The sequence below is a fragment of the Oceanispirochaeta sp. M1 genome (genome assembly GCF_003346715.1).
Classification (GTDB): Bacteria; Spirochaetota; Spirochaetia; order DSM-2461; family DSM-2461; genus Oceanispirochaeta.
Map to the genome: position 1 here is coordinate 55,837 of NZ_QQPQ01000010.1, position 13,474 is coordinate 69,310.

The following is a 13,474-nucleotide window of genomic DNA, read 5'->3' on the forward strand; positions in this document are numbered from 1 at the left end:
AGGCTGTTAACCATAAAAAACCACTGTGCTTTAAATATACTCGTCCTCATCCCTGCCCAGGAGGACATAGACTCCCTCCTCTTCTCTTTTACGGATCAGATTCAGAAACTCTCTGGTCTCCTTCTCCACCTCTTTCCTGGATACCCTGGGAGAAAGAATCAGAGTCTCCTCCACGATAAGTTTGCGCTGGGAAGAGAGATGATTGAGGATCTGATCTACAACCGTATCTTCCTTTCCCCTGAGTATAAAGGCAATTCTGTCATTATCCATTTCAAGAAGAAGACTCTGAAGATCCCGAGGCCGCATCTGAAAGATACAATCGATTGTATGAAGCTGATCCTTGATACTCCGGCTCAGTTCAGGATCGCCCTCTTCAAGGTCGCCTAAGATCCGTTTTTCAGCGCCCATATCCATATGCTTTAAAATTTCAGCCAGCCTGTCCTGTCCGTCAATGACAATTTCTTCAAACTTTCCTATGCGGTGAGCCTTCTCCTGCAGCAGTGTATCCATGCGGCTGAGAACCTCAGGATTCATATCTCTTTTTCTTGCCAGCTGCCTTATGAGGGTAACCTGTGTACCGGGATCACAGCTCTTCAGATATGATGATACAGTTCCTGCGTCAAGAAACGAGAGAATCACCGAGCATGTTTCAGGGGGTTCCTCTTTAAGAAGCTGAAGAATCTGGGGCAGAGAAAGATCATTCATGAAGGAAAAAGGAGGGGGCACAGTATCGGGCACTGCTCTGGCAATAAACTGCTCTGCCCTCTCCTCTCCGAATGCCTGTATCAAAAATGATCTTGCACGGTCCAGTCCGCCGGTACTGTTTCCCTTGAGGTTAAACCTGTCACCGAAGGTCTGGAGAATCTGAACGGCTTCATCACGTCCAATCTCCTTGATCCTTGCGATTTCGGCTGTTACCTGTTCTATCTCGGCCTCACTCATCTTTCTGAGAACTTTTCCGGCCTCATCCTTCCCTAAAAGGAGAAGGAATCGGGCAGCCTGGGCCGTACCCGAAGATGGAGTGCCGCTCTTCCGGTCTGAGACAGCCGGGTTATTCGGCTTTTGATCTGTTTCAAGCGCTATATCACCTGTTTTAAGCAGTCCGGGAGATTCAGAATTCAGTACTTTAAGTGCCGCATTATCCTCATCACTTCCGGAATCCAGGGATCTTTTACTCTCGGCTTTGTAGGCATCCAGGCCCTTCTGGGGAAACTTCATAAATCTATATTAAAGGCAGTCTGACAGTGGGTCAACGGCAGGCTTTCTTTTTTTGTTCTGATTAAAGGTCTATGTGCCGATCATTATGACTGAGAATACTATGAAATATACGAAACAATTTCTTTTTATCATTGTACTACTATCTCTGAGTTTAACTCTGCAGGCACAGACAACGGCTGAAGAAAACAAGGTTTTTGCCCCCTTTGTCTCTCAGCTGAAGGTGGAGACCAGAGGAAGCGCTGTTCTTTTAACCTGGAAAGACTCACTGAACCTCAACAATCCGGTTTATCGGATCTATGAATCAAAGAAACCCTTTGATCCAGTCAGATTTATCTATGACAAAATGGTTGCTGCGGTTCAAAAAGGTACCGGAAGCTACCTCTACAGCCCCGGAGACTCAGAACCACGCTATTTTCTTATTCTCGCAGAGGAAGGTGGAAAGATATTTGATGTATTCATCCCTTACAGAAACATGTCCATGGAGCCTGTAGCTGCTGAAAAAACTGTAGTACAGGAAGAAAAGGCAGCCAGAATATCTTCACTCACCGTATATCCTGAGAGCCAGGATCTCCTGATCAGCGCAGAAACGACAGATCACTCCCGCCCACATATCCTTTTCAGGTCAAGTAAAGAACTTATAAACCGTGAAGATCTGAGTGAGGCAACACAGGTCAGGGTTTTTGTTAACGAAAAGATTGAACTAAAAGACCATGTAGTACCTGGTATCCCCTTCTACTATGCCCTTGTGGATCAGGCTCTTTATGAATCAGGAAGTAAAATTGTGCTTTATGACGGAAGCGTCACTGTTTACGCAGTCAGCATAGCACTGGAGGAGTGGTCACCGGATGCAGCTCACAGTTTTCAGTTCGCCTCCCGCCATGTTCCTCTCCCTCTTCTGAACGTAAATTTGGATATTGAAACCGGACTTAAACTTCCCAACCCGGGAATCCCCGAAATCACTGTCGATCTTACGGCGGAAACAGAATTGGCTCTTGCGGGACTTAATTTTGGAAAATCAGTCCATACACCCCTATGGAAACAGCCGGAGCTTCTGCCGGTTGATTACTCTTATCAGCCTCCACCCGAAACAGCCTGGGTAAAAACTCTAATGGACAACGGCAGCTGGAGCACCCTTCTTGAAAGATGCGAGACCCAGCTTAAAAGCAGTTATGATACTGAAATCAGAAGCCGTCTTTTCTTCTACAAGGGACAGGCTAACTATTTCACGGGAAATCTTGAATATGCATTTATGGATTTTCTTTCTTCACGAAGCAAGTACTATAATCAGTCAAATAACTGGCTATTCAGTATCTACGAACAGCGAAAACGTGCTGCTGTCAGTGAGAATCTGGAATAGTAATATCAGAAAATAACTCAGGCGAATGCCTTACCGCTGCTCTTTCCAACTTTTAAACTAATATCTACCGACCAGCTCTCTCCGGGAAACAGTGTTATTTCCCAGGAGGGAAGAAAGGTTGTTCCCTGGTACAGAAGCTCTTCTCCGCCCTTACCGTCGGTATAGGGAGTTTCAAGAGGGAGACACCAGAAATGATCGGGGAGAATGGAAAACTCGGTCTGAATGGTTGTATTGTTCATAACATCCTGTACCTGCAGGATCTGTAGTCCTTTGATATCAGCGGGCTGAGTCTTTATCTCCAGAAACTCTTCTCTGTCATTGATATAGTAGAATTTTGACTCACAGCTTGCAGGACTTGGCAGGGAAAGATTGAACTCACTGCCGAATTTATATGTCACTTTCTCATAGCCGATATTGCTTATATCATACTGCAGCTCAACGCTGTTCCGTTTGAAATCATACTGTTTTCTAATCTTGACAGGCAGCTTCCGGCCTTTACGGTCCAGGGATCCATTTCGTTGAAGAACAAGAAAATGCTTCTCTCTGTTATGTGTTTTAACATCATAATAGCCGCTGAGAAAATCACCCTCTTCTACATAAGTTCCATTTTTGAATCCATCCAGATCAAATTCCTCAAAGAAATGATCATGGAAAGCTTTACGTAGATAACGATCTCTGTGATTACCTTTACCCGCTCCATCTCTGTGACGGCTCAGGGTATTCAGATAATTCCAGCTGGAAGGGAGGTAATCCAGTTCAATCAGGGAACCGCCCTTCTGATGACAGTAGGCATTTAAAGTATGTCCCTGATAGACAAACTCGTCCAGACCGTCCATATCAAAATCCATAGGCATCAGAGCGGGGATGAATATCCCCTTCTCTCTTGTTGTCTTCTCAGATTCAATCAGAAAACGATAGGCACTGTGACGAAGCTGAATATTGTAAATACCCTTATTAGGTCCATGCCAGTAGGGAGAATGGTTCTGCCCTTTCCAAAGCTCTTCCTTGGCAGATTTTTTCTTGTATCTATCTCCTCTGACCTGGTTGGTCAGAATCTGGGTATACATCATTTTAGAATAAAGGAGATTACTTTCCGGATACACAGTCAGAAAATGTCTGTAATTACAGTTACCCGCAGTCTCCTCAGAAGAGGGGATATAATTTTCTTTTTTCCACTCCATGAGATTTGTAAAACTTGTTGTGGAAAAATATCGTTTATCCAGAGGCATGGGATTCCGAACGATGCGGCCGGGTAGACTCAGTTCGATCCATTCCCGGTTCTCTTCAAGCTGAGTGAAGAACTCCTCCAGCCATGGGGTATCACAGACTGCTGTATCATCACTTAAATCACTGTTAAGAGATTCTCCGGGAAGAATAAGGGAGATAATGGGATCAGGCCCCATCCCCTTTGTTATATTCCGTAATTCGTCGATGACCTCGGAAGGACTTTTAACAAACATCATATCCTGAATCCGGTTACACAACGGGAATACCTGTATAGACTTTCCCTGCTCTTCTGTCAGAACCGGCCTGAACAACCTGGATTCACGGATTCCTGCCTCTATGAAGCGGGTTTCATCCATGAAGGTGTATTCCATGCCGCAGCTCTTAAGAGTATGAGACATCTGATTGTCCCAGATCTGCCTGGCAATCCAGGCGCCTCTGGAACGTTTTCCGAGACTCTTTCTAATAAAGGTGGTCATCATTTCAATCTGACCGACCCTGTCTGAGGAGGGAATAAGCGGAAGGATGGGTTCATAGAACCCTCCCCCGAGGATTTCAGCCTGTTTCCGTTCAACCATCTCCCTGAGAACAGTAATGAACTCAGGATGCCTCCTCTCCAGCCAGGAGAGGAGAGGTCCGGAATAGTGTAGAGTCAAAGCCAGTTCCGGAAAATTATACACCGCCGTCAGGAAGGGTTTATAGGCCTTCTGATAAGCATCTTCATAAAGATGCTCAGGCAAATCTAGAGCTTGTGTACTGTTAGTTCCAAAAACCAGCTTAATTTTTTTCATTTATGGAGCCGATACCCCGGCACGGTTGAGATCAACCGGCACTTGGCACTTCTTCAGGTTTCTCACTTTTATTTGGGATAATACATTTTGCAGGACACTTCTCAGCAGCATCTGCTCTGCCCTCGCCCCTACCATCATAACTCAGAAAAGATAAATTATCCTCAATTTTATATCCAGCTTCGGGAAATTTTTTCTCACAGATCCTACAGGCGATACATCCGACCTTACAATTGGACTTGGTAATCTTACCCTTATCCCGTGAATTACAGGCCACAATGAAGTCTGAATCCTCGGGAATCATTCTCATTACACCCGTAGGACAGATATCAACGCATTTTCCGCAGGAGATACAAAGATCCTGATTGACAACAACAAGACTGTTTTCGGTCTTGGATATGGCATTAACCGGGCATACATTAATACAGCTGCCCAGGCCCAGACAACCGTATTTACAGTCTTTATCGCCATTAAAAAGTACAGTAGCGGCATTACAATCGGAAATGCCATCATATTTGAAGCTGCGTGTAGCTACATCACTACCGCCGATACAGTGCACCCGGGCCACCATTCTTACAGCATTGGTATCGACCTCTACACCCATAATGCGCCCTAGTTCAGCAAGAGAAGCAGAACCGCCGGGTTTACATTTTGTTAGATCTTTATCACTGCCGTTAGCCACTGCTTCGGCATAAACGGCGCAGCCTGCATAACCGCAGGAGCCGCAGTTCAGACCGGGAAAAGCTCCTTCCAGGGCCTCTACAGTCTCATCTTTTTCTACTTTCAGTTTACGGGAGGCTACAGCCAATCCAAGTCCCAGCAATCCTCCGAAAAGAACTGTGGACAGGAAACCCCAGAATATTCTTAATATTTGATCCATTTTTTATCCTACCAGATTGTTCAGCAGAGCTTTATCAAAGGCCATAAAAGCCATGGCCATGAGACCACCGCTGATAAAGGCAATGGGAGCTCCTTTCAGAAAACGGGGAACTTTTTCTGTTTCCATCTGTACACGAATAGCCGACATCAGAAGGATCGCCAGAAGGAATCCCATACCGGCGGCTATTCCTGCTGTGAAGCTCTCCAGAACATTATATCCACTGTTGATGTTGATCAGAGCGATACCCATAACAGCACAGTTTGTTGTGATCAGGGGAAGATAAATACCCAGGGCCTTGTACAGCACGGGAGAATACTTCTGAACAACCATTTCAACAAGCTGAACCAGTGAGGCTATTGTCAGAATAAAGATAATAGTCTGAAGATAGGTCAGCCCCAGGGGCACCAGAATAAAATGATAAAGAGCCCAGGTAACCAATGATGCAATGGACATAACAAATGTTACTGCAAATCCCATTCCCACGGCGGATTCAACATTTTTTGAAACACCGATAAAAGGACAGAGTCCCAGGAACTGGGAAAGAATCAGGTTGCTGATAAAAATATAGGTAATAACTATTGCAAAATAGCTCATTAGAGTTCCTCCTTACCGGGTCTGGAACTGATCCAGTTGAATATGGCTTTCAGATAACCCACAACAAAGAGCGCACCCGCTGAAAGAGAGATAATTCTTACAGGTGCGGATACAAGTCCGGGAATCTCGATAACGCCGTCAAAGTTCCCCATGGGAAACAATGTGATTGTTCCTGCTCCGAATACCTCTCTGATCAGAGCGATCAGAGTGAGACCGAAGAAAAATCCAAGTCCCATACTCAGGGCATCCATTATAGAGTCCTTTACAGTATTCTTACTAGCAAAAGCCTCGGCTCTTCCAAGGATAATACAATTTACAACAATCAGCTGTACAAATACACCGAGACTCTTTGAGAGACCGGGAGCATAGGCCTGCATCAGCAGGTCAACCAGAGTTACAAAAGTTGCAATAATAACAATATATGCAGGAATATGAATCTCATCAGGAATGAAATCCTTTAAAAGGGCTACCATGATATTGGAACCCAGAAGTACAAAAATAGTACCGGCACTCATTCCAAGGGCATTTACCACCTGTGTAGAAACTGCCAGTGAAGGACAAAGTCCCAGCATCAGTATAAAAATAGGGTTTTCTCTTACAAACCCCTTTGTAAATTCTCTCATTTACTTATCCCCCAGAGATTGAATATATTCAGATCCCTCATGAAGAGGAGAGGCAATACCAACAAAGGTAATTGTTGCCCCTGATACAGAATCAGGTGCGTCCAGAGCGCCTTTCGTGGTGGGAACAGGACCTGCTGCTCCTCCGGTGCCTCTGAATTTATCCATATATTCGGCCTTTTCGGCCTTCTTTCCCAGTCCGGGAGTTTCTGCGTTGTCCATCAGAACAACATCAAGGACTGTTCCCTGCTCATCATAGGAGGCGAGAATCTTCATGTCTCCGCCGTATCCCTTTCCATTGAATTCCAGAATCCAGCCGCCGACTCCCTCAACAGGATAGCGGGCAATAACAGATCCGGCATCCATGATGTCTTCCTTTGCACCGGGGGAACCATCCTCCAGAAGTGAAGAAAGTGCAGCTTTCAGTTCCGCAGCCTTGCGGATTGCAATAGCAGGTTCAGTCACTGAGTTTACAAAACCCAGCAGAATGGCGGAGATTGCACAGATTAATGCCAGTTTTCCGGCTTTTTCCATGGTTGCTGTCATTTGGCTTCCTCCTCAGTCTTCACAACACCGAATTTTTCGGGCTGAAAAGCTCTGTTGATAAGAGGAACAAAAATATTCATAAAGATTATTGCAAGAGAGACACCTTCGGGTACAGAACCGAAGAAACGGAGAAGATATGTCATAAAACCACATCCAACACCATAAACCAGCATACCCTTGGGGGTAAGGGGAGAACTGACCATATCTGTAGCCATAAAAAGGGCTCCCAGCATCAGGCCTCCGGAAAGCATATGAAAAAGGACATCACCCGTAAAGAGCCCCTGTCCATAGCGGAAACCGCCGAACAGCCAGACCAGCAGGGCGAAACTGCCGAGATAGGAAACAACTATTTCCCAGTTGGCGATTTTTTTTATCAGAAGGTACAGAGCTCCCAGAATCAGGAGAAGCGCTGAAACTTCACCGATAGAACCGGGAATACGTCCCAGAAACAGATCCATATAAGATACGGGAACACCCTCTGCAGACAGAAGATCCAGGGGACCATGAATATTACTGGTCATGGATGAGAGTCCTGTCTTTAGAGATCCCAGGGGGGTCGGTCCGGTAACCGCATCGGCACCGCCGCTGCGGGGAAGAGTCCATGTTGTCATTCCTCCGGTCCAGGAGAAGAAAACAAAGACACGCCCGGCCAGTGCCGGATTCATCCAGTTACCACCCAGTCCGCCGAAGGTCCATTTTACAACGGATATTGCAAAAACTGATGCCACAACAACAATATAGATGGGAACGGCCGGCGGCATATTAAAACCGATAAGAAGACCCGTGAGAAAAGCACTGCCGTCGGCAATTGTGTTTTCCTTTTTAACGAGTCCGAGGAGAGCCTCTGTGCCTACCGCAGCGGCAATGGCTGCCAGCATTACAAGAAGGGCTCTAATTCCGAATATATATACTCCCCAGGCACCTGCAGGTAGCAGACAGAGGGAAACGGTCCACATAATGGAAGCCGTACTCTGAGGGTGGTGAAACTGGGGTGAGCTTGAAATCAAGAGTTTATCTTTCATTTACTCGCCTTTTTCATACTATTTTTTCTTAAGATTTTTTTTCCGCCTCTGAAACCCTGAACAAGAGGGATATGAGCCGGACACATAAAAGAACAGGAACCGCATTCCACACAGTCCATCAGACCGGCATCCGCAGCTTCATCGCTCATATTGAATTCAATATATTTGAAGATTTTTGTAGGATTGATCCCCATGGGGCAGGCTGAAAGACAGCGTCCGCAGGAGAGACAGGTAGTGGGTTTGGCCGCTTTAATCTCTTTTGCGGTGAGAGCCAGTATTCCACTGGTTCCCTTTGTTACCGGAGTATCAAGATCATAAACCGTAAATCCCATCATTGGTCCACCGGCGATAACCTTAACAGGTTCTTCTGAAAAACCGCCGCAATCTTCAATAAGGGTTCTGAAACTTGTACCGACACGAGCCTTCAGGTTAGAAGGATTCTTAATAGCACCGCCGGAAACGGTAACAACACGTTCGATTACAGGCTTATTCAGAACAACTGCCTCATAAACTGAGAGACAGGTTCCCACATTGGCATTTATGACTCCAACTTCCAGAGGAAGCCTGCCTGAAGGTACTTCCTTCCCTGTTACGGCCTTAATAAGGTTCTTTTCAGCTCCCTGGGGATATTTAACATCCAGAGGCATAACCTCAATATCCAGGCCTTCAGAGGAGACCAGAGACAGAAGATGTTCGACTGCATCCATCTTATTGGATTCAACACCTATCACAGTCTTTTCTGGTGAGAGAAGACGTTGAACGATCTTGATTCCTTCCAGGACTTCTTTACCTTTTTCAAGCATGACCCTGTGGTCGGAAGTCAGATATGGTTCACATTCAACGGCATTGATAATCAAGGTTTCGCAGGTTTTCCCCTTGGGTAAACTCAATTTGACATGAGTTGGAAATGTAGCGCCTCCCTGACCGACAACACCCATTTCGGAAACCTTTGCACTGATTTCCTCATTGGACATACCATTCCAGTCTTTAGGAGAGATCTCTTTGCCTAGACGCTTGAACTCTCCCTGCATTTCGATAACAACCGCATCTACGGCAATTCCATTGGGGAGGTAGATCCGTTTGATCTCTTTAACCTCTCCAGGTACGGGTGAATGGATATTGGCTGAAACAAATCCACCGGCCTTACCGATGAGCTGCTCCTCTTCTACAATATCTCCCTTTTTAACAAGACACTCACAGGGTGCACCAATATGCTGAGATAAAGGCACGACAGTTATACTTGATAAGCTGGCATTCTGAACCTCTTTATTACAGGTTGCTTCCTTGTGGTCTGTAGGGTGAATTCCCCCCTTGGGGAAAGTTTTAAAACGACTCATGCTGCCTGTTGTTTTCTCCTTAATACGAATTTACCACTGCTCCGGATGCCGCTGTATTCAGAAGCATGGTGTACACCGGATAGGTGGATCAGAACAAAGACAATTATAAAAACTGCAAATACAAGAAGCATCTGCAGACTGATTCCGACAGTTTCACTATAGCGGGGACTGATAACGGGTGGAGAACTCTCACTCGCCAGCAGTTTACCCGGTCCGGAGTCGGCCATCTGTTCCAGACGGGATTTATACCATGACTCCGAAAAAATTAGTACCGACGGATTTGATTCAAAAACCCGTCCATCTGATAGATGGTAATCTTCATAGGAGATTACCGACCCCGGAACCGGGAGACTATAGCTTCCCCCGTAGATAAAAGATTCCTGATATGCCCGGTGTTTTATATAATCCGAAGCACCGGGCAGATAACCAGATGTTTCCGTAAAAACCAGACCGTCATAATCCCAGAATCCCTCAGATCTTTCCACAGACGGAATACCGGCAGGCAATATATGTTCTCCCGGCAGATTCATCCCGCCGAGGAATAAGCAAAGCAAAGCGGCCGACATCAAAAAAAGAGAGGGTCTCTCTCCTGAAGCAGATTTCACAGACCGCTGTCTCTCAAATAATGAAACAGGTTCAAAAAGAGCATGATCCTTTCCAGGGAATACTCTCCTGGTTTTCTGCTTCTTCTCCTTCAGGGAAGCTGCTCGCTCAGGCCAGAACGCTGCTCCTATAAAAGATAAAATGACCAGTCCTGTCAACTCCAGATGATGGATTTGAATCAATCCCATATAAAAAGAGGCTGCCGCCGGTAGAAAGGGAAGTAGAAAATACCATGAGAACCTGGTGGAACCCATAACAGACAATCTTAATAAAAGTGCTGTTACAGCCAAGACGAGCAATACACTGTTCTGCCCCTGGGCATACACAATAAGTCCTGCTGCAAAAAAGGCGGAAACCGTAACACAGAATCTTAATGATCCGAAACAGAGCAGCAATAAAACTGATGCAAAAAGTAAAACTTCAATATAATTTTTATTCCAGTCAGGCAAAATCCAGTCTGTCTCAGCCATAAGGGATGAATCAGAAAAAAGCCTCTGGTAGTCTAGAGGAGATTTATCACTTGGTAAATAGAGAATTTCATATATGTTCTGATTAAAATAAGATCCAATCCCATTCATATAAGGATCGATCCTGGGATCTTCCTTATAAGGCCCCTTCCCTGCTGAAAAATCTTCAAGACTTATGCTTTCAAGATCTTTATAATCCGTGTATTCCATAACAGTTCCGGATTTTGTAACCACATCACCGCCGCTAAGTCTGAGTACTTCAGATTCAAGTTCAGGACTCATCAGGGATTCTGATATCAGGAGAGGATACCAGTTCTGCCAGAACCGGCCCTCATATGTCCAGTGTGTATAAAGAAAGAAAAGTCCTGCAAAAGCAGCAAATATCAGCATAAGGGATGCTGTACGTGGGAGGATATTCCGAGAACGGCTATTCATCTTTAAAACCACATGTACTGCTGAGGATATTCATAGTAGGAACCATTTGGATAATTCTCCGTTTAACTCTCTCCTTTGTCAAGAATATATAGATATAAAAGAACCTTTAATGAGCTTTTTCATTTACCCGGACCGGGGTATTGATTATATTTAGATTCATGAGCAGTCCTGGTGAAAAACTAAAAAAAACATTTTCCTCCCTTCTTACAATTCTCGGGGGAGTTTCTGTGTATGCCCTGGTCGGAAAAAGCGGTACTGGAAAGAGTTTCCGCGCCCGTCTTCTGGCAGAAAAATACAACATCCCCTATATGATTGATGACGGTCTTCTCATAAATGACAATAGAATCATCGCAGGCAAATCGGCTAAGAAAGAGAAACTGTATATGGGAGCCATCAAGACGGCTCTGTTCGATGATCCTGAGCATAGAATGGATGTAAGAGACACCATTAAGAAAGAGAAGGTGAGAAAAATACTTCTCATAGGTACTTCAGAAAAGATGGTCAGTAAAATAGTGGGACGCCTCGGGCTGCCGCCTGTAAGCAAAATCATCAGGATTGAAGATATAGCAAGCCGGGAAGAGATAGACAGGGCCATACAGGCCCGCTATTCCGAAGGAAAACATATTATTCCTGTTCCCTCAATCGAAGTAAAAACTGACTACTCCCATATTCTTTCAGACTCCATTAAGATTCTATTTAGAAAAAGTTTCGGTTTCAGAAAAGAGACTCAGATATTTGAAAAGGCTATAGTCACTCCCGAGTTTGCAACAGAAAGGAAACGGGGAACAGTTAAAATTTCTGAAGCTGCCCTCTCGCAGATGATTCTCCACTGTATCGATGAGTATGACTGCGAAATAAAAGTAATTAAGATTTCAGTTAAAAAAGAGAGACGGGGATACAGGATCAAAACAGATATTGAAGCCGGTTACGGCAGTCAGCTGGGAGGCAGTCTTCACGATCTGCAGGCCTATGTCCTTGATAAGGTTGAACGCTTCACAGGAATTCTGATTGAAGAGGTCAGTATAGAGGTGACTAAAGTATCAAAATGGAAAAAGAAGAATTAGTCTTCAGCAGGCTTTATTACTTTTCTTTTCTGAGACATGGAACCTGTCTTTGACGGTTTGGATCTGATTCCCTTCTGTGCGGCTGCCTTGAAGGGCGGTCTTTTTCGGGGGATTTTCCAGTTATTCTGTTTAAAAACCAACTTCACACCATCCATAACATCCCGGTTTGGAGCAATCATGGGCCTGAGGGCTTCTTTAACAGCATTAATTGTATCGCTGAATGAGGTCTCATCTCCCCCGTCAAGAGCACCTGTTTCAGCAAGAAATCCTCTGCAGAGAAAATTCAGCATCTTTCCCCTGGTTTTTTCCTCATCCCCTATCTTTATATACTTATCCAGTTTCTGAAGATCTCTGTAGAACTTCTTTGTAAAAGTTCTTCCTCGGGGTCCATTCAGCTGTTTATGAAAACGGGGAAGCAGGTATTCAAACAAATTCAGCTTTTCAGCGGTCTGAATGATAGATTCAGAATATCCTGACTGCAGAATTTTAAAAATTTCTTCAGACATTCTGGAAACTGAACATTCCAGAAGCAGTGGTGCATCCCTTTTAATGGCTCTACGGAGAGAAAAAGGTATCCGGGCATTGGTCATTACAGAGTATTTTACTGCTCTGAGCATCCTCACAGGATCTTCTTTAAAAGTAACATCAAGTGGAATGACTGAGCGTAGTTTTCTATTCTTTATATCTTTAACACCGTCATGGTAATCGATAATCTGTTCTTCCCTGGGGGAATAGTACAGGGCATTAAGAGTGAAGTCCCTGCGTTTGGCATCTTCATCCATGGCTCCATATACATTATCACCTTCACCGCCCTCTAATGAACGGAAAGTGGCAACCTCGAGAATCTTATTTTGGGGAAAGTAAACATGAACCAGACGAAAACGCTTTCCGATAATCCTGGAATTTCTAAAGATCTTCCTGACTCTTGTCGGAGAGGCATCGGTTGCGATATCATAATCTTTAGGTGCTTTATCTATAAGCAGATCCCTTACGGCTCCGCCCACAACATAAGCCTGATATCCTGCGGTCCTAAGTCTGTCTGTAACCTTCAAAGCATCGTGATCCAGCCTGCGCCGGCTTATGCCGTGCTCATCCAGTGTATATACCTTGGCCTGTTTAATCAGACGGCCCTTACTATTCTTTCCATATCTTATAAGCATTACAGTTTTTTATTTCCAGTAAACCGCTCTTCCTTTAGAAGAGATAACGGGACAGCTTGAGAATGTATAAAATCTACAATTGACTGCAGACTTACCAAGAATCTATTTTATTCAATATAGCCTCATAATTCAAGGGTACACCCCCCGTCCCTGTATGCC

12 protein-coding genes are annotated in these 13,474 nt (G+C 44.8%); 2 read left to right on the forward strand and 10 right to left on the reverse strand.

The window, feature by feature from the left end:
* Nucleotides 1–30: 30 nt before the first annotated feature.
* Nucleotides 31–1,218: a flagellar motor switch protein FliG gene (locus DV872_RS08825; protein ID WP_114629559.1), complete on the reverse strand. Its 1,188-nt coding sequence runs from the start codon at nucleotides 1,216–1,218 to the stop codon at nucleotides 31–33.
* Between the two features lie 100 nt (nucleotides 1,219–1,318).
* Between DV872_RS08825 and DV872_RS08830 the strand changes: the two genes are divergently transcribed.
* Complete coding sequence (locus DV872_RS08830) at nucleotides 1,319–2,575, forward strand: hypothetical protein (RefSeq protein ID WP_114629560.1); 1,257 nt, start codon at nucleotides 1,319–1,321, stop codon at nucleotides 2,573–2,575.
* Nucleotides 2,576–2,592: 17 nt separating this feature from the next.
* Here DV872_RS08830 and DV872_RS08835 read toward each other — a convergent pair whose 3' ends face one another.
* From DV872_RS08835 to DV872_RS08865, 8 genes are read right to left on the reverse strand one after another with little or no spacing between them, the layout of a single operon-like run.
* Nucleotides 2,593–4,590, reverse strand: a complete 1,998-nt coding sequence (locus DV872_RS08835; RefSeq protein ID WP_114629561.1) for an alpha-amylase/4-alpha-glucanotransferase domain-containing protein — start codon at nucleotides 4,588–4,590, stop codon at nucleotides 2,593–2,595.
* Nucleotides 4,591–4,621: 31 nt separating this feature from the next.
* Nucleotides 4,622–5,467, reverse strand: coding sequence for an RnfABCDGE type electron transport complex subunit B (locus DV872_RS08840; RefSeq protein ID WP_114629562.1), 846 nt, complete (start codon nucleotides 5,465–5,467; stop codon nucleotides 4,622–4,624).
* A gap of 3 nt (nucleotides 5,468–5,470) precedes the next feature.
* On the reverse strand, nucleotides 5,471–6,061 hold the full coding sequence (locus DV872_RS08845) for an electron transport complex protein RnfA (RefSeq protein WP_114629563.1): 591 nt from the start codon (nucleotides 6,059–6,061) through the stop codon (nucleotides 5,471–5,473).
* Nucleotides 6,061–6,684 carry an electron transport complex subunit RsxE gene (gene rsxE, locus DV872_RS26810; protein WP_171832075.1) on the reverse strand — a complete coding sequence of 208 codons (624 nt, stop codon included), beginning with the start codon at nucleotides 6,682–6,684 and terminating at the stop codon, nucleotides 6,061–6,063. Before rsxE ends, DV872_RS08845 begins: the two co-directional genes overlap by 1 nt.
* Entirely contained in the window at nucleotides 6,685–7,227 is a 543-nt protein-coding gene (locus DV872_RS26815; RefSeq protein WP_171832076.1) for an FMN-binding protein, read from the reverse strand.
* Nucleotides 7,224–8,249, reverse strand: a complete 1,026-nt coding sequence (locus DV872_RS08855; RefSeq protein ID WP_114629564.1) for an RnfABCDGE type electron transport complex subunit D — start codon at nucleotides 8,247–8,249, stop codon at nucleotides 7,224–7,226. Before DV872_RS08855 ends, DV872_RS26815 begins: the two co-directional genes overlap by 4 nt.
* A complete protein-coding gene (gene rsxC / locus DV872_RS08860; RefSeq protein ID WP_114629565.1) occupies nucleotides 8,246–9,586 on the reverse strand; it encodes an electron transport complex subunit RsxC in 1,341 nt (446 codons plus the stop codon). Before rsxC ends, DV872_RS08855 begins: the two co-directional genes overlap by 4 nt.
* Nucleotides 9,583–11,091, reverse strand: a complete 1,509-nt coding sequence (locus tag DV872_RS08865) for a hypothetical protein (protein WP_147283131.1) — start codon at nucleotides 11,089–11,091, stop codon at nucleotides 9,583–9,585. The genes rsxC and DV872_RS08865 overlap by 4 nt, the downstream gene beginning before the upstream one ends.
* Nucleotides 11,092–11,249: 158 nt before the next feature.
* On the opposite strand from DV872_RS08865, the gene DV872_RS08870 reads away from it, so the two are divergent.
* Nucleotides 11,250–12,155 carry a hypothetical protein gene (locus DV872_RS08870; protein ID WP_114629567.1) on the forward strand — a complete coding sequence of 302 codons (906 nt, stop codon included), beginning with the start codon at nucleotides 11,250–11,252 and terminating at the stop codon, nucleotides 12,153–12,155.
* Here DV872_RS08870 and pcnB read toward each other — a convergent pair.
* Nucleotides 12,152–13,315: a polynucleotide adenylyltransferase PcnB gene (gene pcnB, locus DV872_RS08875; protein WP_114629568.1), complete on the reverse strand. Its 1,164-nt coding sequence runs from the start codon at nucleotides 13,313–13,315 to the stop codon at nucleotides 12,152–12,154. The genes DV872_RS08870 and pcnB overlap by 4 nt on opposite strands.
* Nucleotides 13,316–13,474: the final 159 nt, after the last annotated feature.

What these genes read in the sequence shown, in the direction of transcription:
- DV872_RS08865 (WP_147283131.1), bottom strand. Translation starts at nt 11,091, where the DNA reads ATGAATAGCCGTTCTCGGAATATCCTCCCACGTACAGCATCCCTTATG.
- DV872_RS08870 (WP_114629567.1), top strand. Translation starts at nt 11,250, where the DNA reads ATGAGCAGTCCTGGTGAAAAACTAAAAAAAACATTTTCCTCCCTTCTT.
- pcnB (WP_114629568.1), bottom strand. Translation starts at nt 13,315, where the DNA reads ATGCTTATAAGATATGGAAAGAATAGTAAGGGCCGTCTGATTAAACAG.
- rsxE (WP_171832075.1), bottom strand. Translation starts at nt 6,684, where the DNA reads ATGAGAGAATTTACAAAGGGGTTTGTAAGAGAAAACCCTATTTTTATA.
- rsxC (WP_114629565.1), bottom strand. Translation starts at nt 9,586, where the DNA reads ATGAGTCGTTTTAAAACTTTCCCCAAGGGGGGAATTCACCCTACAGAC.
- DV872_RS08845 (WP_114629563.1), bottom strand. Translation starts at nt 6,061, where the DNA reads ATGAGCTATTTTGCAATAGTTATTACCTATATTTTTATCAGCAACCTG.
- DV872_RS08855 (WP_114629564.1), bottom strand. Translation starts at nt 8,249, where the DNA reads ATGAAAGATAAACTCTTGATTTCAAGCTCACCCCAGTTTCACCACCCT.
- DV872_RS08830 (WP_114629560.1), top strand. Translation starts at nt 1,319, where the DNA reads ATGAAATATACGAAACAATTTCTTTTTATCATTGTACTACTATCTCTG.
- DV872_RS08840 (WP_114629562.1), bottom strand. Translation starts at nt 5,467, where the DNA reads ATGGATCAAATATTAAGAATATTCTGGGGTTTCCTGTCCACAGTTCTT.
- DV872_RS08825 (WP_114629559.1), bottom strand. Translation starts at nt 1,218, where the DNA reads ATGAAGTTTCCCCAGAAGGGCCTGGATGCCTACAAAGCCGAGAGTAAA.
- DV872_RS08835 (WP_114629561.1), bottom strand. Translation starts at nt 4,590, where the DNA reads ATGAAAAAAATTAAGCTGGTTTTTGGAACTAACAGTACACAAGCTCTA.
- DV872_RS26815 (WP_171832076.1), bottom strand. Translation starts at nt 7,227, where the DNA reads ATGACAGCAACCATGGAAAAAGCCGGAAAACTGGCATTAATCTGTGCA.